This is a genomic window from Enterobacter sp. kpr-6, from assembly GCF_900116015.1.
Lineage (GTDB): Bacteria > Pseudomonadota > Gammaproteobacteria > Enterobacterales > Enterobacteriaceae > Enterobacter_D.
This window is the reverse complement of sequence record NZ_FOYH01000001.1, coordinates 679,548-698,570: the sequence shown is the minus strand read 5'-3', so window position 1 is coordinate 698,570 and position 19,023 is coordinate 679,548. Positions and strand designations below refer to the sequence as shown.

The following is a 19,023-nucleotide window of genomic DNA, read 5'->3' as shown; positions in this document are numbered from 1 at the left end:
GGATGGTAAATCGCTTATACGTGACGAATTCTTGCGCAGGCGCTTAAAAAATTCTGAAAAATCAATTCACTACTCTGCCGCTGCCCGCCGTGTCTGCCCTGCCCGGCCTGATCTTTTTCCGAAAAGTCTTTATTAAAAACCAAATCCAGACTGTTACGCATTACAGCCGGGGGCATCACCACCACTATTACACGCTATGTTTATGGCAAATCAGGCTGACCGTTCCAATGAAAGAAAAAGCATTATGGCTTAACCAAATCAAAGGGTTATGCATCTGTCTGGTGGTGATTTACCACTCGGTGATCACGTTTTATCCGCATCTTGAGGGATTATCGCATCCCCTCTCAGGCTTACTGGCTAAGTGCTGGATCTATTTTAATCTCTACCTCGCGCCGTTCCGCATGCCGGTGTTTTTCTTTATTTCGGGCTTTTTGATCCGCCGTTATGTCGAGAGCGTGGCGTGGGAGGGGTGCATTGATAAGCGCATATGGAGCATCGTTTATGTGCTGGTACTGTGGGCGATGCTGCAATGGCTGGGCTTAAGCCTGATCAACGCCTGGCTGGCCCCGGAGCGCGATCTCAGCAATGCCGCTAATGCGGCCTATGCCGACTCCTTTAGTAGCTTCCTGCACGGCCTGATCACCGCCAGCACCAGCCTGTGGTACCTCTATGCGCTGGTGGTCTATTTTGTGCTCTGTAAAGTACTCGCCCGCTGGAAAGGGCCGGTGATGGCGGTGCTGGTGCTGGCGTCGATTGCGATTAATTTCCTGCCGCTGCCGTGGTGGGGAATGAACAGCGTGGTGCGCAATATCGTTTACTACAGCCTCGGGGCCTGGTATGGCGCAACGGTGATGGAGATCATCAAAACCGTTCCGCTTCGCCGTTACGCCATTGGTCTGACGCTCAGTTTTTTGGCGGCGGTGCTGCTGTGGTTTGCCAACGTGCCGTTGCTGCTGTCGCTGTTTTCTATTGTGCTGGTGATGAAGTTTTTCTGGCAGATGGAGCAGCGCTTCCCGCCGGGTGAGAACAATATTCTCAATGTGGTGGGCTCCAATACCATCGCCATTTACACCACCCACCGTATTCTGGTGGAAGGCTTCAGTCTGGCGCTGATCCCGCTGCTCAATCAGGGGCGTTTTTCACCGGCGACGGAGCTGGCCCTGCTGCTGGTTTACCCTTTCCTCAGCCTGCTGATTTGCACGCTCGTCGGGCTGTGGGTGCGCAAACTGTCCACGCGACTTTTCGGCGACGTGTTCTTCTCGCCGCCCGTGGATTTACGACCTGTGATGGCGACCCGCTAAAGCCGGACGTTGCTAAAATGGCGTGATGAAGGATAATAAACTGCATTGTGTTTCAGCGATATGCCCCCATTTAGGGGGCGTACCCATAAGAGATCCTGACAGCCGCTATGCCTGAACAATACCGTTATTCCCTGCCCAGCAAAGCGGGCGACCAACGCCAGTTGGGTGAACTCACCGGCAGTGCCTGTGCCACCGAAGTGGCGGAAATTATTGAACGTCACGCAGGCCCGGTAGTCCTTATCGCCCCCGATATGCAAAATGCGCTGCGCCTGCACGACGAAATCAGGCAGTTTACCGACAATCTGGTGATGAACCTGGCTGACTGGGAAACGCTGCCGTACGACAATTTCTCGCCGCATCAGGAAATTATCTCCTCGCGTCTTTCCACGCTCTATCAGTTGCCCGCCATGCAGCGCGGCGTGCTGATCATGCCGGTTAATACCCTGATGCAGCGCGTCTGCCCGCACAGCTATTTGCACGGTCATGCGCTGGTGATGAAAAAAGGCCAGCGCCTGTCGCGCGATGCGCTGCGTGCGCAACTGGACAGCGCCGGGTATCGCCACGTCGATCAGGTGATGGAGCACGGCGAGTACGCCACGCGCGGTGCGCTACTGGATCTCTACCCGATGGGCAGCGCGCAGCCCTATCGCCTCGATTTCTTTGATGATGAAATCGACAGCCTGCGTCTGTTTGATGCCGATACCCAGCGCACGCTGGAGGAAGTTGACGCCATCAACCTGCTGCCCGCCCATGAATTCCCGACCGACAAAGCCGCGATTGAGCTGTTCCGCAGCCAGTGGCGCGATAATTTCGACGTTAAGCGCGACGCCGAGCATATCTATCAGCAGGTGAGCAAAGGCACGCTGCCGACGGGGATCGAATACTGGCAGCCGCTGTTTTTTAGCGAGCCGCTGCCGCCGCTGTTCAGCTATTTCCCGGCGAATACGCTGGTGATCAATACCGGCGATCTGGAAAGCAGCGCCGAGCGCTTCCAGAGCGAAACGCAGGCGCGCTATGAGAACCGGGGCGTGGACCCGATGCGCCCTCTCCTGCCACCGGCAAAACTCTGGCTGCGCACCGACGAGCTGTTTGCGGAGCTTAAACGCTGGCCGCGCCTGCAACTGAAAACCGACAAGCTGGCGGATAAAGCCGCCAATACCAATCTCGGCTACCAGACGCTGCCGGATCTGGCGGTGCAGGCGCAGCAAAAATCACCGCTGGATGCGCTGCGCAAGTTCCTCGAATCGTTCGACGGCCCGGTGGTGTTCTCGGTGGAGAGCGAAGGCCGCCGCGAAGCGCTGGGCGAACTGCTGGCACGCATCAAAGTCGCGCCTAAACGTATTCTGCGTCTGGATGAAGCCACCGACACGGGCCGCTATCTGATTATTGGCTCCGCCGAGCACGGTTTTATCGACACGCTGCGCAATCGCGCGCTGATTTGTGAAAGCGATCTGCTGGGCGAGCGCGTTTCCCGCCGCCGCCAGGATAATCGCCGCGCCATTAATCCCGATACTCTGATCCGCAACCTGGCGGAACTGCATCCCGGCCAGCCGGTGGTGCATCTTGAACACGGCGTCGGGCGCTACGCGGGCATGACCACTCTCGAAGCGGGCGGTATTAAAGGCGAATACCTGATGCTGACCTACGCGGGCGACGCCAAACTTTATGTACCGGTGTCGTCCCTGCATCTGATCAGCCGCTACGCCGGGGGCGCAGAGGAGAACGCGCCGCTGCATAAACTCGGCAGCGATGCCTGGACCCGCGCGCGGCAAAAAGCCGCCGAGAAAGTGCGCGATGTGGCGGCAGAACTGCTGGATATTTACGCCCAGCGGGCAGCCAAAAGCGGTTTTGCTTTTAAGCATAACCGTGAACAGTATCAGCTTTTCTGTGAAGGCTTCCCGTTCGAAACCACCCCCGATCAGGCGCAGGCGATTAACGCCGTCCTCAGCGACATGTGCCAGCCGCTGGCGATGGATCGTCTGGTCTGCGGCGATGTGGGCTTCGGTAAAACCGAAGTGGCGATGCGCGCCGCTTTCCTCGCCATTGAAAACAACAAGCAGGTGGCGGTGCTGGTACCCACTACCCTGCTGGCGCAACAGCACTTCGATAACTTCCGCGATCGCTTTGCCAACTGGCCGGTGCGCATTGAGATGCTGTCGCGTTTTCGCAGCGCCAAAGAGCAGGCGCAAATTATTGAACAGGCTGCCGAAGGGAAAATCGATATTCTGATCGGTACCCACAAGCTGTTGCAGGACGACGTCAAACTGCGCGATCTGGGCCTGCTGATTGTCGATGAGGAGCATCGCTTCGGCGTGCGCCATAAAGAGCGCATTAAAGCGATGCGCGCCGACGTGGATATTCTGACGCTGACCGCCACGCCGATACCGCGTACGCTGAATATGGCAATGAGCGGAATGCGCGATCTGTCGATCATCGCCACGCCGCCTGCCCGCCGTCTGGCGGTGAAAACCTTCGTGCGGGAGTATGACAATCTGGTGGTGCGCGAGGCGATGCTGCGTGAAATTCTGCGCGGCGGCCAGGTCTACTATCTCTATAACGATGTGGAAAATATCCAGAAAGCCGCGCAACGCCTGGCAGAGCTGGTGCCGGAGGCGCGCATTGCCATCGGTCACGGGCAGATGCGCGAGCGCGAACTGGAGCGGGTGATGAATGATTTCCACCATCAGCGTTTTAACGTGCTGGTGTGTACCACGATCATTGAAACCGGCATCGATATTCCGACTGCCAACACCATTATCATTGAGCGTGCCGATCACTTCGGCCTGGCGCAGTTGCACCAGTTACGTGGTCGCGTCGGGCGTTCGCACCATCAGGCCTACGCCTGGCTGCTCACCCCGCATCCGAAGGCGATGACCACCGATGCGCAAAAACGTCTGGAAGCTATCGCCTCACTGGAAGATCTGGGCGCGGGCTTTGCGCTGGCGACGCACGATCTGGAGATCCGTGGCGCGGGCGAACTGCTCGGCGAAGGCCAGAGCGGACAGATGGAAACCATCGGCTTCTCGCTGTATATGGAGATGCTGGAGAACGCGGTGGATGCGTTAAAAGAGGGGCGCGAGCCGTCGCTGGAAGATCTGGTCAGCCAGCAAACGGAAGTCGAGTTGCGGATGCCTGCCCTGATCCCTGACGATTACATTCCTGACGTCAATACCCGCCTGTCGTTCTATAAGCGGGTAGCCAGCGCCAAAACGGAGAATGAGCTTGATGAGATTAAAGTTGAGCTGATCGATCGCTTTGGCCTGCTGCCGGACCCGGCGCGCACTCTGCTGGACATCGCCTTGCTGCGTCAGCAGGCACAGCGCCTGGGTATTCGTAAGCTGGAAGGCAATGACAAAGGCGGGGTGATTGAGTTTGCGGAAAATAATCACATCAATCCGGTGTGGCTGATTGGCTTGCTGCAAAAACAGCCGCAGCATTTCCGGCTTGATGGCCCGACCCGGCTTAAATTTATGCGGGATCTGGGCGAGCGTAAACTGCGCATGGACTGGATCCGTCAGTTTATGCAGCAACTCGCGGAAAACGCTACCGCTTGATCCTGATGGCGCACGTCGCAATGACGTGCGCCAACCTTTACATACTCTTTGCACTTCTCGCGGTTTCCCGACAATCCCCCCAGCCATACTTACCTGTTCAATAACAATAACCTGATAGTCGTGGATGATAATAATGATGAAACCTGTGCGCCTTTCACGCTGGCTGACGTTTTTTGCCGTCGCCGCTACGCTCACCCTCGCCCTCCCCGCCCGGGCAAACACCTGGCCGCTTCCCGCCAATGGCAGCCGACTGGTGGGCGAGAATCGTTTTCATGTGGTGGAAAATGACGGCGGTTCGCTTGAGGCGATCGCTAAGAAATACAACGTCGGGTTTCTGGCGCTATTGCAGGCTAATCCTGGCGTCGATCCCTATGTGCCGCGCGCCGGAAGCGTGCTGACTATTCCGTTGCAAACGCTGCTGCCGGATGTCCCGCGTCAGGGGATCGTCATCAATCTGGCGGAACTGCGCCTGTACTACTTCCCGGCGGGCAAAAATGAGGTCACTGTTTATCCAATTGGTATTGGCCAGTTAGGTGGCGATACCCTGACGCCGACCATGACCACCAGCGTCTCCGATAAGCGCGCCAATCCGACCTGGACGCCGACGGCGAATATTCGCGCCCGCTATAAAGCTCAGGGCATTGACCTGCCGCCGGTGGTACCTGCCGGGCCGGATAACCCGATGGGGCATCATGCCATTCGTCTGGCCGCTTACGGCGGTGTCTATTTAATTCATGGTACGAATGCAGACTTCGGTATTGGGATGCGCGTCAGTTCGGGCTGCATACGCCTGCGCGACAACGATATTGAGACGCTGTACAGGCTCGTGACGCCGGGTACGAAGGTCAACATCATTAACGCTCCGCTGAAAACTGCCGTGGAGCCGGATGGTACCCGCCTGGTGGAAGTGCACCAGCCGTTGTCAAAATCTATTGATGACGATCCGAAAACGCAGCCTATCATCGTTCCTGCCAGCATGGAGGCGTTTAAAATCGATGCGCAAACCGACGGTATGTTAATGGATCAGGCGATCCAGCTGCGCTCCGGGATGCCCGTTGATGTGACCGCGCATGATGCGGTGCCGCAGGCGATGTAATCTGCGCCTAATAAAAAAGCCTTGCCGGTGATGCCGGCAAGGCTTTTTTTATAGCAACTTTTTACAGCAACACGGGCTTATTTATAGATAACCGCAGTACCGTGCAGAGTGTTAGGACCAGTTACGGAAGTGATGCGGTAAGAGGTTGCCCCCATTTCATCCGCTTTCTGTGCCAGTTGGTCTTGCAGTGAACTCAGGTTAGCACCCGCAGTGGCGGTAATGGAACCGACCTGCTGCTGATTAGCCGGGGTGGCCTGAACTTCTACGGCTGCAACGCTTGCAAAAGAGACGGAACCGAGGATGGCAGCAACGAACAGAGCTTTAACGTTTTTCATGATTTTTTACCTGTATCAGTTTTAGGGGCGTCGCAAGGATTAACTTAACGATCGATAGGTAAATCATAAACGTGATCTGCGTCACTCGTCAATATTATTTTATAATGATCGTTATATTAATTTTTAACGCCTTAAATTTCATAACGATAGGATGAAAATATTTTTAGGAAAACGTTGCTGGTCACGGGCGTGGTTTATTTTTATAATGATTGTTCAACAAACCAACACCTTTAAGGCGGCACAATGACTCACGATGTCACCAGTTGTACAAAAAAAAGCCGTGGCCGACCGAAAGTGTTCGACAGAGAGGCGGCGCTGGATAAAGCGATGACGCTTTTCTGGAAGCACGGGTATGAAGCGACCTCGCTCTCCGATCTGGTCGAAGCGACGGGGGCGAAAGCGCCGACGCTGTATGCGGAATTTACCAATAAAGAAGGGTTATTCCGGGCGGTGCTGGATCGCTATATCACCCGGTTTGCGTCGCGCTACGAAGCGCAGTTGCTGTGCGAGGAGAAATCCGTTGAGCAGGCGCTACTGGATTATTTCTCCGCCATTGCCACCTGCTTTAGCAATAAAGATACGCCAGCGGGTTGCTTTATGATTAATACGTCGGCCACGCTTGCTGCCTCATCGAATGAGATTGCGCATACGATCAAGTCGCGTCATGCCTTGCAGGAAAAAACACTTTTGCAGTTCTTGCAGCAGCGCCAGTCGCGCGGTGAGTTACCTGCCAGTGCCGATACGGCAAATCTGGCGCAGTTTTTAAGCTGTATTTTGCAGGGGATGTCGGTAAGTGCCCGTGAAGGCGCAAGCCTTGAAACGCTGATGCAAATTACGCATACCACCCTGCGTTTGTGGCCTGAATTAGTTAAGACCGCATAATGTATAAGGCCCGGCGGTTAACCGCGGGCCTTATAAATCACCCGTCACTTTTCGCTTCCTCATGCTTTCAGCCTATGGCAACGATAGGCAAAACCTTTTATGCTCCCGCCCCGCTTTGCTATGCTTATTTTAAGATTATTCTCCTGCTAACAATTTCAGGAGTGTGATCGGGATAACATCATTATGTCATGAAGACGCAGCGGCAGATTTTTGATTTTTCAGCGACGGAATCAGGACTTTTAACGGGCTTCACATGCAGAAGGAAAATGAAAATGATTTTGCTATTACCATTCATTAAAGTGCTAATAGTAATAACATTGTTATTTAGTCTCTGGGTATTATGTGGTGGTTCAGTACTGTTTGCGTTTATCTCTGTATTAATTACAGGGTGTCTCCTTATCCGCCAACATAATGCGATTTGAGTAAATAACGTTAATGCAAAAAAAGGACTCCCCAGCCTGAGCGAATGGGGAGTCAATCTGTAGGGACTGCTTTTTTATACTTTGTTATTCAGAATCAACTGGCCGTTACCGTCCAGAGGAATTTGGGTACCAGGTTCTTTATCCATCCGGATTTTGCCCTGCTGGTCACCGATTTTATAGGTGACATCGTAGCCGAGCATTTTTTCTGATTTGTCGTACACCGTTTTGCAGCGCTGCTGCGTGCTGGTGTAGGTGTCGTTATCCTGCATCGATCCCTGGATCTGATTGCCTGCATAACCACCGCCGAGCGCACCTACCACTGTGGCAACATCTTTACCGCGTCCACCGCCAAACTGGTGACCAATTACCCCACCAGCGACTGCGCCCAGTACCGAACCGGTCAGGCGATTTTCATCCTGTACCGGACGGCGGTGCGTGACGGTGACGTTACGACACTCCTTGCGCGGCGTCTTGATCGTTTCTTTGATCGGCGTGGCCGACACGACCTGCGCATACTGCGGGCCGCGATCAAATACATTCAAGCCTGCCACTGCCGCAACGCCCAGAGCCGCAGCGACCCCAATGCCAATACCCGCTAACATTGATTTATTCACAGGATTCTCTCCCTTCTTTGCTATTAGTAACAATTCTGCAATTAAAGGGGGAAGTAAGCCAATCAGAATGCGCGTAAATGGTGGGAGGTTGTGCGGGAAAATAACATGATTCAGATGAGTCTTAAGCACATTCCCGGAATTAACAGAAGGATATGCTGAATTGCCCCGCCGGTTCCCGACGGGGCGATGTGCATTAATTAATGCAGTTTCAGACGCGGACGAATAACGCGGTTAATACTGCCAACCAGCATCATCAGACCGGTTTTGAAATAACCGTGCAGCGCAACCTGGTGCATACGGTACAGAGAGATATAGACAAAGCGCGCCATACGCCCTTCAATCATCATTGAACCGCGCATCAGGTTACCCATCAGGCTGCCGACCGTGGAGAAGTTAGACAGCGATACCAGCGAACCATGATCTTTATAGACGTATGCTTTCTGCGGCTTACCTTTGATCTGCGCCAGGATGTTGTGCAGCGCACAGGTCGCCATCTGATGCGCAGCCTGCGCACGCGGCGGCACAAAGCCACCTTCCGGACGGGCGCAGGAGGCACAGTCGCCGATAGCGTAGATATCCGCATCGCGGGTGGTCTGCAATGTCTGCTCAACGACCAGCTGATTAATACGGTTGGTTTCCAGTCCGCCAATGTCCTTCATAAAGTCCGGCGCTTTGATCCCGGCGGCCCAGACCATTAAATCGGCCTGAATGTATTCGCCATCTTTGGTATGCAAACCGCCCTGATCGGCGCTGGTCACCATGGTCTGCGTGAGGACGCGTACGCCCATCTTAGTCAGTTCATTGTGCGCCGCACCCGAGATGCGCGGCGGCAGTGCAGGCAGAATGCGCTCGCCCGCTTCCACCAGCGTCACGTTCAGCGCTTCGTTGGACAGCCCTTTATAACCGTAGCTGTGTAACTGTTTCACCGCGTTATGCAGTTCAGCCGACAACTCCACGCCCGTTGCGCCACCGCCGACAATGGCGATGTTGACTTTGCCATTCACGCCGAGGTTAGCGGAATACTTCAGGAACAGGTTCAGCATTTCCTGATGGAAACGACGCGCCTGATGCGGGTTATCGAGGAAAATGCAGTGCTCTTTCACGCCCGGCGTGTTGAAGTCATTGGAGGTACTGCCCAGCGCCATCACCAGCGTGTCATAGGCCAGTTTGCGCTCAGGCATCAGCAGTTCGCCCTTCTCATCGCGCAGTTCGGCCAGCGTCAGGGTTTTGCTTTCGCGATTGATATCCACCACCGATCCCAACTGGAACTGGAAATTGTGGTTACGCGCGTGGGCGAGGTAGCTCAGCGCATCCACACCCTCATCCAGCGATCCGGTCGCCACTTCATGCAGCAGCGGTTTCCACAGATGGCTGTGGTTGCGATCGACCAGCGTAATTTTTGCTTTTTTACCGCGCCCTAATTTTTTGCCCAGTTGCGTTGCCAGCTCCAGTCCGCCAGCCCCACCGCCAACAATCACAATCTTTTTCAATGGTGTAGTCAACGTGACCCCCTAAATTATTAACCAATTGTTAACTAAAAGTTATATAAATAACGTTTAATTAACAACAAGTTACTGAAATGAAACCGCAAATCTGTATCGAGAATAACACGAACGGTGCATTGGTCATACCAAAATTGATATACATCAAGTTTTGCTGCTTAAAAGATAGGCTTTTTTAACGCGGAGGGTAAAAAAAGTCAGCCATCTGGCTGACTTTTATAAAAAGGCTGGCATTAACCGAGCGTCTTAAACGCTTTGATACGCTGTAAATGCGGCGAGATATTTTTAAATTTATGGCTCTGTTCTTCATCCCAGACGATTTCATACCAGGTATGAAGCAGTGCCGCGCTACGTTGATTGTCCAGCGCCTCATCGCGGCGGGAGAGAATGGCCAGGCAACGATCGCGATTTTTCTCACGAAAATTTGTCACGCACTTGGTTGCGATATCGGCATATTCTTCCGGCCTGTCGATTTTGCCTTCCATATTCTCTTCCGGGAAAAGATTAGGATTGAAAATCACCTGACGGATATCACAAAGAAAACCGATACGTTCAGCCCAGTAGCCGCCCAGCCCCACACCGCAAATCAGCGGACGCTCATCAATGTTAAGCTGCAACATTTTGTCCACTTCTTTAAGCAAATGCTGCATATCATGCTTAGGATGGCGCGTACTGTAGCTAATCAATCGCACATCGGGATCGATAAACTGTAGTTGCAGCACCTTTTCATGATTACCCGGGCTGTTTGAATCAAAACCGTGTAAATAAATGATCATTGTGTCCTCACCACACTACAACTCCCCTCTAAGGGCGGATTAATGGGCTTTGTGTTCCTGCCAGCGCTCATGTAGCTGTTCAAGCCGGGCGCTGACCGTTTTCCACTTCGCGGAATCCATCAATTCCTGACGCGTAAATGAACCTTTATGATACAACTGCGTAACACGCTCTGCATTGATCGGTGACAAGTTATCCAACACGCTTACCGCGCCTTTACGATTATTACACACCAGGATCATATCGCAGCCCGCATCCAGCGACGCCTGGCCGCGTTCGGCATAACTGCCCATGATGGCGGCCCCTTCCATCGACAAATCGTCAGAGAAAATGACGCCGTTAAAGCCCAGCTCTTCGCGCAACACCGTTTTTAACCAGTACGGTGAACCGCTGGCCGGACGCGGATCGGCGTCGCTGTAAATCACATGCGCGGGCATGATGGCGTCGAGTTTATTGTCGGTGATCAGCGTGCGAAACACCGACATATCTTTGGCGCGGATTTCTGCTTCTTCGCGCGGATCGCGCGGGGTTTCTTTGTGCGAGTCGGCACTCACCGCTCCGTGACCGGGGAAATGCTTGCCGGTGGTTTTCATTCCGGCGCTGTGCATTCCGTCGATAAAACGCGTGGCGACCGCAAGCGCAGTGGCGGGATCGGCATGATAGGAACGCTCGCCGATGGCTGCGCTGATATGACCGACATCGAGCACCGGTGCGAAGCTGATATCAATGTCCATGGCGATCATTTCACTCGCCATCAGCCAGCCCGCTTCTTCAGCACACTTTGCGCCCTCTTCCACGCCCAACAGCGCAGCGAAGGACTGGGCAGCCGGCAGCCGGGTGAATCCTTCACGGAAACGCTGAACGCGCCCGCCTTCCTGATCCACCGCCACCACCAGCCGGTGACGGGAGGCGTCGCGGATCTGACGCACCAGTTCCCGAAGCTGCTCGGGATCGTGATAGTTGCGGGTAAAGAGGATTAAGCCCCCCACCAGCGGATGCGCCAGAATTTCGCGCTCTTCCGCATCCAGTTCATAGCCTTCGACATCTAACATTACCGGACCCACACTGACCTCTCTTATCCTTTTGTTTGTAACTGACACCATGTTTCATTTGCCAGAGTGATAAATTGTTGTTCACCCGTCTGTCGCCAGCGGCATTCGTACCAGCCTACCATCAGCATTAAGACCCAGGGACGCCACTGACGGACATGATGCCAGAGCACATCTGCCTCAACACGGGCGGAACGGGCATAGGCATCTACCAGATCCCGGCGCGCGTGCTCATTGTCAGTCCAGACCGACGCCAGTTCCAGCGCGATATCACCGTCTCCCGCATATTCCCAGTCAATCAGCCGTAGCCCCTGGGCGGTATTGACGAGATTCCCGGCATGGACATCCATGTGCAGCGGCGCAAGGCGAAACACATTCGGCTCTTTGAGCTTGCGCAGACGTTTAAGTTCACGCAGCCACCGTGGGGTGCGGCGTGCCGGGGATGCGCCCTGCCAGTACGCCTCAAGCAGGGGCAATAACGTTATTCGCCAGCCAAAGCGGGTTTGCTGATGCAGATGATACAACAGCCCGGCGAGCGCGTCGGTAGCCGGTAGCGCGCTTTTTACCTCTCCTTCAAGGTAATCGACCGCCATCCAGCCTTCACAGTAAAACACCGGGGCGGGCGCAAGCGTAGACGGCAGACGCTTGAGGGCGCGGTACTGACGCAAAAATGGCGCGGAGGCGTTTGCGGCATGCGCATGGCGCAACACAAGACGTTGATGGGCGTTTTCAATGATCACACTGCCGCCGCCAAGCCCAACAGAAGTCAGGCTGGCGGCGAGTGAATAGTGCGGAAAAAAGCGTGACAGTACCTCGTCACGCGAAAACTTATTGTTGAGAGACGGCACCCTTACCCGACCAGACTATTTCACCCGTTTGAACCAGCATCAGCTGCATTTGCAGCGACGGGGAATTCACATTGCCGGAGACGTTGGAGTACAGCACATACTGCGCACCGACATTGCGGGCAATGCCAATGGCTTTACTGCGCGAACCGAGGCTGTCCTGGGCGGAAAGCCCCAGTTGCTGTTTCGCCATCGCTAATTGCTGCGCTGACACCAGCGTGAATTTACCGTTATTCGCCAGCGCATTGCGCAGGGTTTCCGTTCCTTCAGCCGTGTTAAGCGAACCGTTGGTGCGGTTATTGATGCTGTCTACTAACAGAACGCTGCCGCCGCTGGCACCGCTGGCCTGAAGCATTTTGCCCACCATCGGCTGCATTGCACCATTCCAGTCATAATGACGTTCACGCGGCGCAGGCTGAGCAGGTTCATCCGTATGTTCAATAGGACCCGGCTGCGACGGTACGGAAGGCACCGACGGTACGGTGGGCAGAGGTTGCGCAGGCACGGTAGGTTGTGGCTGCACAGGTTTTACTTCTTCAACCGGCGCAGGCGGCTGTTCGCGCGGCATCTGACACGCGGTCAGAACGAGGGCTACCGTCATCAGTAGCGTATAGCGCACCATATTTCTCATCAAATTCACCCCTTACAAATAGAGATAAAGTCGGACTTTATGCGCGCCCAGCATACTGGCGCTGCCATAAAGCGTTACCGACGAGTTGCCCGGCACCGTCACACTTCGCGGTGCTTCGAGTGGATGCATTTCCAGACCTCTGGCGTCATACCAGTAAAAGCGGTAATTAACGGTGATCGGTTCACGCCTTTCATTGTAGAGCGAGGAGGAGGCCGAGGCCTGAATATCTGTTCGCGTCAGTTCAGGCTTTTCCGCGCTGATCCCGGCGGCCAGCACGGTAGATTCCATTACCAGCGTTTGCTCATCGCTCACCGGGATTTCCGGACGCGAGCTGCATCCGGCAAGCAGAATCGCCGCCAGTAACGCGCACATGCACCCTTTATTCATTATTTTTAACCTTTATGCGTCAGCATGGGGCCCAGCGCGCGGCCACCCAGGAGATGCATATGAATATGATAGACTTCCTGCCCGCCATGGCGGTTACAGTTCATAATCAAGCGATAGCCGTCTTCCGCGATCCCTTCCTGCTGTGCGATTTTTGCCGCCACGGTCATCATGCGGCCCAGCGCCTGCTCATGCGCTTCGGTTACATCATTCACCGTAGGAATAAGAATATTGGGGACGATCAGAATGTGCGTTGGAGCCTGCGGAGAGATGTCGCGAAACGCGGTAACAAGCTCATCCTGCCAGACGATGTCTGACGGTATTTCGCGACGAATAATTTTGCTGAAAATGGTTTCTTCGGCCATGTCATCTTCCTTCTTTATGACTGCATAATATTGCCTGAGAGTATGAGCGAGAATCTCCTGATGTTTCAACTATAAACCTCTTTTTCTTCCCTGCTGAAAATCCCAGACAACAGGTAACTGACTGACTGCCGGGTAAAGCCCTTCTTTGTAATAAAACTTACGTCTGTTTACATCCTGAACTGTAATGCGTATATTTCGCATTTGCATTTCCATGCGTATTTCATACCTGAATAAACAACACGCTCAGTAACGACAACGTATCGCTAGTGGGCCTTAACTTTCTAACACGCAAAAGGGTTTATGATGTCTTTCACCATTCACACCAGGAATGGACAACGTCCGCCTGCCACGAATCCATCTCTGCTGGCGGTCTGCATTGCCTTCGCTCTTACCCCTGCCGCCACGCTGGCTGCGGAAGCTAATGCCACGGAAGATACCGTTGTCGTTGACGGAACAATGACTAACGACGTTGTCGATAGTCAGGATCAGGATTACAGCGTTAAAACCACCACCACCGGGACCAAACTGCTGTTGGTACCGCGTGATATTCCGCAGTCAGTCAGCGTGATGAGCCAGCAACGTATGCAGGATCAGGAACTGACCACGATTGAGGACGTGCTGGAGAATACGACCGGCGTAAGCGCTTCCCGTATTGATACCAACCGCACCAATTTCTATTCCCGCGGCTTTATCATCAGCAACTTCGCGTATGAAGATATGCCGACGTTCCTCGATAACCGCTGGAACTTTGGCGATACCACGGGTGACACCGCCATATACGATCGTATCGAAGTGGTCCGTGGCGCAGCGGGCCTGATGAGCGGCACCGGCAACCCGTCGGCTTACGTCAACATGGTACGTAAGCACGCAGACAGCAAAGAATTTAAAGGCTCCGCTTCCGCGACCTACGGCAGTTGGGGTAAAGAGCGCTATGTGCTGGATTTGCAGGCTCCGCTGACTGAATCCGGTAATGTGCGTGGCCGAGTGATCACCGGTTACGAAGATGGCGACTCTTTTGTTGAACGTAACAGCACGCGCAAAAAATTTGTTTACGGCGTGGTTGATGCGGACATCACCGACTCCACGCTGCTCTCGTTAGGCTACAGCTACCAGGAAAGCGACAGCGACAGCCCGACCTGGGGCGGGTTCCCGTCGTTGTACAGCGATGGCAGCCGCACCCATTTCCGTCGTGGTTTTAATACCGCCGCTGACTGGGCCTACTCCAATAAAGATGACACCAAAATTTTCGCAAACCTGACGCAGCGTTTCGACAACGGCTGGGAAGCGAAAATTAACGCCATGCACGCGGAAACCAATTTCGACAGCCGCCTGATGTATATCGACGGCTTCCCGGACAGAGCCACTGGCCTGTACAACTCAGCGCTGTTCCAGGGCGCGTGGGGTGGCTGGAACGTCGGCGAGCGTAAGCAGGATTCCGTGGATGCCTTTGTTCGCGGTGGCTACGAGCTGTTAGGCCGTCAGCACGAACTGATGTTCGGCGGCAGCTACAGTCGTCAGCGCAACAACTATGACAACTCCTATCCGGTCAACGATAACTTCGGCCTGATGGACGTGGGGAATATTCACAACTACAACGGCAATTCGCTGGCTTACCCGGCGTGGTCCGACTTTGCCCTGTATCAGCGTGAAGTGATCCGTCAGAAGTCCGGCTATCTTGCCACCCGTCTTTCCCTGGCTGACCCGCTGCACCTGATCCTCGGCGCGCGTTATACCGAGTGGAGCGCCAAATACAACCTGGAGCGTAAGCCGGACGAGATCCGCAACGCTAAGTTTGACAAGGTGACGCCCTATGCCGGGCTGATCTACGACATTGACGATACGTTCTCCGTTTACGGCAGCTACACCTCGATCTTCCAGCCGACCGGTCAGCGTGACGCGAACAGCGTGTTCCTCGATCCGACCACCGGCGACAGCTACGAAGCGGGGATTAAAGGTGACTGGTTCAACACCCGTCTGACCGCATCGCTGGCCGTGTTCCGCACTGAGCAGGACGATGTGGCGGTTAGCACTGGCGTGACCATCCCGAACTCTGGCGGCCAGACGGCTTACAAATCTGTCAGCGGCACTGTCAGTAAAGGCGTTGAGTTTGAGCTGAACGGCGCGTTAACGGATAACCTGCAACTGACCTTTGGTGCCACCCGCTATGTTGCAGAAGATGGCGATGGCGTAGCCGTCAGCCCGGAGCAGCCGCGCACCACGATGAAACTGTTTACCCGCTACCAGCTACCGATGCTGCCTGAACTGGCAATCGGCGGCGGCGCACGCTGGCAGAACAAAACCTGGCAGGACATCGCGGGCCCGAATGGTCCGACGCGTATCTCTCAGAACGGTTATACCGTGGTTGATCTGTTCACCCGCTATCAGGCAACGAAAAACCTTAGCGTGCAGGCGAACCTGAACAACGTATTCGATAAAGAGTATTACGATTATCTGGGCACTTACGGCGTGTACGGTGCGCCGCGTAACTTCTCTGTGAGCGCAAGTTACAGCTTCTGATTGATGTGAAATGAACAGGGGGAGCCAGCTGGCTCCCCTTTTTTTATTCGGTTACCCCCTCACCCTAACCCTCTCCCACAGGGAGAGGGGACAGATCGAGCATGAACTGGTCTTTCCCCCTCTCCCCTGGGGAGAGGGCCGGGGTGAGGGGCAAGCAACAAAGCACAGACGTAAAAAAGGGAGCCATTCGGCTCCCTCAGTCTCCCCAGACTATGACTTAGTTGCTGCGGATGTATTCATCCATTTCGGTTTTCAGGTTATCGGATTTGGTACCGAAAATGGCCTGAACGCCGGAACCTGCGACAACCACGCCTGCGGCACCCAGTTTTTTCAGGCCAGCCTGATCAACTTTCGCCACATCGGCCACGCTTACACGCAGACGAGTAATACAGGCATCAAGGTTAGTGATGTTGTCTTTACCACCGAATGCTGAAACCAGAGCCGGTGCCATTTCGCTGGTGCCGGTTGCTTTCACATCGTCAGACGCATCTTCACGACCTGGAGTTTTCAGATCCATCGCTTTAATCAGCACACGGAACACGGTGTAATAAATCGCCGCGTAGCACAGGCCAACAATCGGGAACAGCCAAATTTTGCTGCCGTTACCGGAGAGAACGATGAAGTCGATCAGACCGTGAGAGAAGGACGTACCGTCACGCATACCCAGCAGGATACAGATCGGGAAGGCCAGGCCTGCCAGAACTGCGTGAATTCCGTACAGGATCGGCGCAACAAACATGAAGGAGAACTCGATCGGCTCGGTGATACCCGTCAGGAACGAGGTCAGCGCCGCGGAGATCATGATACCGCCCACTTTCGCACGGTTCTCAGGTTTCGCTGAGTGCCAGATGGCGATAGCCGCAGCCGGCAGACCGTACATTTTGAACAGGAAGCCACCAGACAGTTTGCCCGCAGTCGGGTCGCCTGCCATGTAACGCGGAATGTCACCGTGGAAGACCTGACCTGCGGCGTTGGTGAATTCACCAATCTGCATCTGGAAAGGAACGTTCCAGATGTGGTGCAGACCAAACGGTACCAGGCAACGCTCGATGAAGCCGTAAATACCGAATGCCACAACCGGGTTCTGGTAAGCAGCCCACTGAGAGAAGGTCTGAATCGCAGAGCCAATCGGCGGCCAAATGAAGGACAGCACAACGCCGAAGACGATCGCGGTCAAACCAGAGATGATCGGTACAAAGCGTTTACCGGCGAAGAAGCCCAGATACTCAGGCAGCTTGATGCGGTAGAAGCGGTTGAACATATAGGCTGCAATCGCACCGGAGATGATACCGCCCAGAACACCGGTATCTGCCAGGTGTTTCGCCGCGATTTCTTCAGCAGGTAAATGCAGCACCAGCGGCGCAACCACCGCCATGGTTTTCACCATGATGCCGTAAGCGACTACAGCGGCCAGCGCAGAAACGCCGTCGTTGTTGGTGAAGCCAAGCGCCACACCGATCGCGAAAATCAGCGGCATGTTTGCAAAAACAGAACCGCCCGCTTCTGCCATAACGTGAGAAACCACGCCTGGCAACCAGCTGAAGTTTGCCGCACCGACGCCCAGCAGGATACCTGCGATAGGCAGTACGGATACTGGCAGCATCAGTGATTTACCGACCTTCTGCAGGTTAGCAAATGCATTCTTAAACATAATTGAGAGTGCTCCTGAGTATTTGTACTTTTTTTACGTTTTCACGCATTGGCACGGGGGGAGAGCCGCGCCGTGGACAGGTCATCTAAGTGCCCTTTATTTATTACGCAGAGTAAAATAAATCGGCGTAACTTTGTTTGACGACTATCACGTTTCAGCCAGCGGCCTTCGTGAAACTTGCGTTAATTTACAAAAGTCGTGTCTGAATGTGTCAAAAGAGTACGTCACCGCCCCTTTTGTGGCGGTGAACTTTACTCGCAATAAATATTAATTACGAGCTAAAAAAAAACTGAACGATCAGGCGGATTGCAGGCGGGCGGGGTCGATATGGAAGAGTCTGGCGAAGTTTTGCGTGGTCTGTTGCGCCAGTTCTTCAACCGGAACACCTTTCAGTACCGCCATGTAGTCGGCTACATCGCGGGCCATCGCAGGCTGGTTCTCTTTACCCCGGTGTGGTACCGGTGCCAGATACGGTGAGTCCGTCTCTACCAGCAGCCTGTCGAGCGGCACGTAGCGCGCGGCATCACGAAGTTGCTCTGCGTTACGGAAAGTGACAATCCCGGAAAACGAGATATAAAAGCCCATGTCCAACAATTTACCGGCTGTTTCTCTGTCTTCTGTGAAGCAGTGTAGTACACCACCACAATCCGTCACCTTTTCTTCTTTCAGGATAGACAGCGTGTCTTCCCTGGCGTCACGGGTGTGCACAATAACGGGCTTATTGAGCTCGCGACCGATGCGGATATGGTTGCGGAACGATTCCTGCTGTAACGCTTTGGTTTCCGGGGTGTAGAAATAGTCGAGGCCGGTTTCGCCCATTGCGACAACGCCCTCTTCCGCCGCCCACTTGCGCAGCGTTTCGACATCATAAGTTTCATCCTGGTTTAGCGGATGGACGCCGCAGGAAAAAACCACGTCGTCGCGCTCGCCCACCAGCTCACGCATGGTGCGGTAACCTGGCAGAGTCGTGGCAACCGCCAGACAGAATTTCACGTCGCGCGCCGCGGCTTTCGCCAGCACATCGGCAACGTCTTTATGCAATGACTGATAATCCAGGCCATCAAGATGGCAGTGGGAGTCGACTAAAAACATAATGTCTCT

Annotated in this window: 16 protein-coding genes; 5 read left to right on the top strand and 11 right to left on the bottom strand. The window is 54.4% G+C overall.

What is annotated here, in order from left to right; all coding sequences use genetic code 11:
- Nucleotides 1–227 precede the first annotated feature (227 nt).
- From BM373_RS03255 to BM373_RS03245, 3 genes are all read left to right on the top strand, one after another.
- Nucleotides 228–1,301 carry an acyltransferase family protein gene (locus BM373_RS03255; RefSeq protein WP_090459378.1) on the top strand — a complete coding sequence of 358 codons (1,074 nt, stop codon included), beginning with the start codon at nucleotides 228–230 and terminating at the stop codon, nucleotides 1,299–1,301.
- Between the two features lie 107 nt (nucleotides 1,302–1,408).
- Nucleotides 1,409–4,855, top strand: a complete 3,447-nt coding sequence (mfd, locus tag BM373_RS03250; protein WP_090459376.1) for a transcription-repair coupling factor — start codon at nucleotides 1,409–1,411, stop codon at nucleotides 4,853–4,855.
- A gap of 133 nt (nucleotides 4,856–4,988) precedes the next feature.
- Nucleotides 4,989–5,951: a L,D-transpeptidase LdtC gene (locus tag BM373_RS03245; RefSeq protein WP_090459374.1), complete on the top strand. Its 963-nt coding sequence runs from the start codon at nucleotides 4,989–4,991 to the stop codon at nucleotides 5,949–5,951.
- Between the two features lie 77 nt (nucleotides 5,952–6,028).
- On the opposite strand, the gene bhsA is transcribed toward BM373_RS03245, so the two are convergent.
- On the bottom strand, nucleotides 6,029–6,286 hold the full coding sequence (gene bhsA, locus BM373_RS03240; protein ID WP_090459371.1) for a multiple stress resistance protein BhsA: 258 nt from the start codon (nucleotides 6,284–6,286) through the stop codon (nucleotides 6,029–6,031).
- A gap of 243 nt (nucleotides 6,287–6,529) precedes the next feature.
- On the opposite strand from bhsA, the gene BM373_RS03235 reads away from it, so the two are divergent.
- The gene (locus BM373_RS03235; protein ID WP_090459369.1) at nucleotides 6,530–7,168 is read left to right on the top strand and encodes a TetR/AcrR family transcriptional regulator; all 639 of its coding nucleotides are present in this window, start codon (nucleotides 6,530–6,532) and stop codon (nucleotides 7,166–7,168) included.
- A gap of 496 nt (nucleotides 7,169–7,664) precedes the next feature.
- Here BM373_RS03235 and BM373_RS03225 read toward each other — a convergent pair whose 3' ends face one another.
- The 8 genes from BM373_RS03225 to hinT all read right to left on the bottom strand — a co-directional run bounded on the left by BM373_RS03225 (nucleotide 7,665) and on the right by hinT (nucleotide 13,754).
- A complete protein-coding gene (locus BM373_RS03225; RefSeq protein ID WP_090459365.1) occupies nucleotides 7,665–8,204 on the bottom strand; it encodes a glycine zipper 2TM domain-containing protein in 540 nt (179 codons plus the stop codon).
- Between the two features lie 197 nt (nucleotides 8,205–8,401).
- Nucleotides 8,402–9,706, bottom strand: coding sequence for an NAD(P)/FAD-dependent oxidoreductase (locus tag BM373_RS03220; protein ID WP_090459362.1), 1,305 nt, complete (start codon nucleotides 9,704–9,706; stop codon nucleotides 8,402–8,404).
- 233 nt (nucleotides 9,707–9,939) lie between these two features.
- A complete protein-coding gene (gene ycfP, locus BM373_RS03215; RefSeq protein ID WP_090459360.1) occupies nucleotides 9,940–10,482 on the bottom strand; it encodes an alpha/beta hydrolase YcfP in 543 nt (180 codons plus the stop codon).
- 39 nt (nucleotides 10,483–10,521) lie between these two features.
- Nucleotides 10,522–11,544, bottom strand: a complete 1,023-nt coding sequence (gene nagZ / locus BM373_RS03210; RefSeq protein ID WP_090459358.1) for a beta-N-acetylhexosaminidase — start codon at nucleotides 11,542–11,544, stop codon at nucleotides 10,522–10,524.
- Nucleotides 11,545–11,555: 11 nt separating this feature from the next.
- Entirely contained in the window at nucleotides 11,556–12,377 is an 822-nt protein-coding gene (thiK, locus tag BM373_RS03205; RefSeq protein ID WP_090459355.1) for a thiamine kinase, read from the bottom strand.
- On the bottom strand, nucleotides 12,358–13,005 hold the full coding sequence (gene lpoB, locus BM373_RS03200) for a penicillin-binding protein activator LpoB (RefSeq protein ID WP_090459353.1): 648 nt from the start codon (nucleotides 13,003–13,005) through the stop codon (nucleotides 12,358–12,360). Before lpoB ends, thiK begins: the two co-directional genes overlap by 20 nt.
- A gap of 12 nt (nucleotides 13,006–13,017) precedes the next feature.
- Nucleotides 13,018–13,392, bottom strand: coding sequence for a YcfL family putative periplasmic lipoprotein (locus BM373_RS03195; protein ID WP_090459350.1), 375 nt, complete (start codon nucleotides 13,390–13,392; stop codon nucleotides 13,018–13,020).
- 5 nt (nucleotides 13,393–13,397) lie between these two features.
- Nucleotides 13,398–13,754 carry a purine nucleoside phosphoramidase gene (gene hinT, locus BM373_RS03190; RefSeq protein ID WP_090459348.1) on the bottom strand — a complete coding sequence of 119 codons (357 nt, stop codon included), beginning with the start codon at nucleotides 13,752–13,754 and terminating at the stop codon, nucleotides 13,398–13,400.
- A 303-nt stretch (nucleotides 13,755–14,057) separates the two neighbouring features.
- On the opposite strand from hinT, the gene fhuE reads away from it, so the two are divergent.
- A complete protein-coding gene (gene fhuE, locus BM373_RS03185; protein WP_090459346.1) occupies nucleotides 14,058–16,271 on the top strand; it encodes a ferric-rhodotorulic acid/ferric-coprogen receptor FhuE in 2,214 nt (737 codons plus the stop codon).
- Between the two features lie 217 nt (nucleotides 16,272–16,488).
- Here the strand turns inward: fhuE and ptsG are convergent, their stop codons facing one another.
- Nucleotides 16,489–17,922 carry a PTS glucose transporter subunit IIBC gene (gene ptsG / locus BM373_RS03180; RefSeq protein WP_090459344.1) on the bottom strand — a complete coding sequence of 478 codons (1,434 nt, stop codon included), beginning with the start codon at nucleotides 17,920–17,922 and terminating at the stop codon, nucleotides 16,489–16,491.
- A 297-nt stretch (nucleotides 17,923–18,219) separates the two neighbouring features.
- Entirely contained in the window at nucleotides 18,220–19,014 is a 795-nt protein-coding gene (locus BM373_RS03175) for a metal-dependent hydrolase (protein WP_090459342.1), read from the bottom strand.
- Between the last annotated feature and the right edge of the window lie 9 nt (nucleotides 19,015–19,023).

What these genes read in the sequence shown, in the direction of transcription:
- BM373_RS03195 (WP_090459350.1), bottom strand. Translation starts at nt 13,392, where the DNA reads ATGAATAAAGGGTGCATGTGCGCGTTACTGGCGGCGATTCTGCTTGCC.
- lpoB (WP_090459353.1), bottom strand. Translation starts at nt 13,005, where the DNA reads ATGAGAAATATGGTGCGCTATACGCTACTGATGACGGTAGCCCTCGTT.
- fhuE (WP_090459346.1), top strand. Translation starts at nt 14,058, where the DNA reads ATGTCTTTCACCATTCACACCAGGAATGGACAACGTCCGCCTGCCACG.
- bhsA (WP_090459371.1), bottom strand. Translation starts at nt 6,286, where the DNA reads ATGAAAAACGTTAAAGCTCTGTTCGTTGCTGCCATCCTCGGTTCCGTC.
- BM373_RS03175 (WP_090459342.1), bottom strand. Translation starts at nt 19,014, where the DNA reads ATGTTTTTAGTCGACTCCCACTGCCATCTTGATGGCCTGGATTATCAG.
- mfd (WP_090459376.1), top strand. Translation starts at nt 1,409, where the DNA reads ATGCCTGAACAATACCGTTATTCCCTGCCCAGCAAAGCGGGCGACCAA.
- BM373_RS03245 (WP_090459374.1), top strand. Translation starts at nt 4,989, where the DNA reads ATGATGAAACCTGTGCGCCTTTCACGCTGGCTGACGTTTTTTGCCGTC.
- BM373_RS03235 (WP_090459369.1), top strand. Translation starts at nt 6,530, where the DNA reads ATGACTCACGATGTCACCAGTTGTACAAAAAAAAGCCGTGGCCGACCG.
- ycfP (WP_090459360.1), bottom strand. Translation starts at nt 10,482, where the DNA reads ATGATCATTTATTTACACGGTTTTGATTCAAACAGCCCGGGTAATCAT.
- ptsG (WP_090459344.1), bottom strand. Translation starts at nt 17,922, where the DNA reads ATGTTTAAGAATGCATTTGCTAACCTGCAGAAGGTCGGTAAATCACTG.
- BM373_RS03255 (WP_090459378.1), top strand. Translation starts at nt 228, where the DNA reads ATGAAAGAAAAAGCATTATGGCTTAACCAAATCAAAGGGTTATGCATC.
- hinT (WP_090459348.1), bottom strand. Translation starts at nt 13,754, where the DNA reads ATGGCCGAAGAAACCATTTTCAGCAAAATTATTCGTCGCGAAATACCG.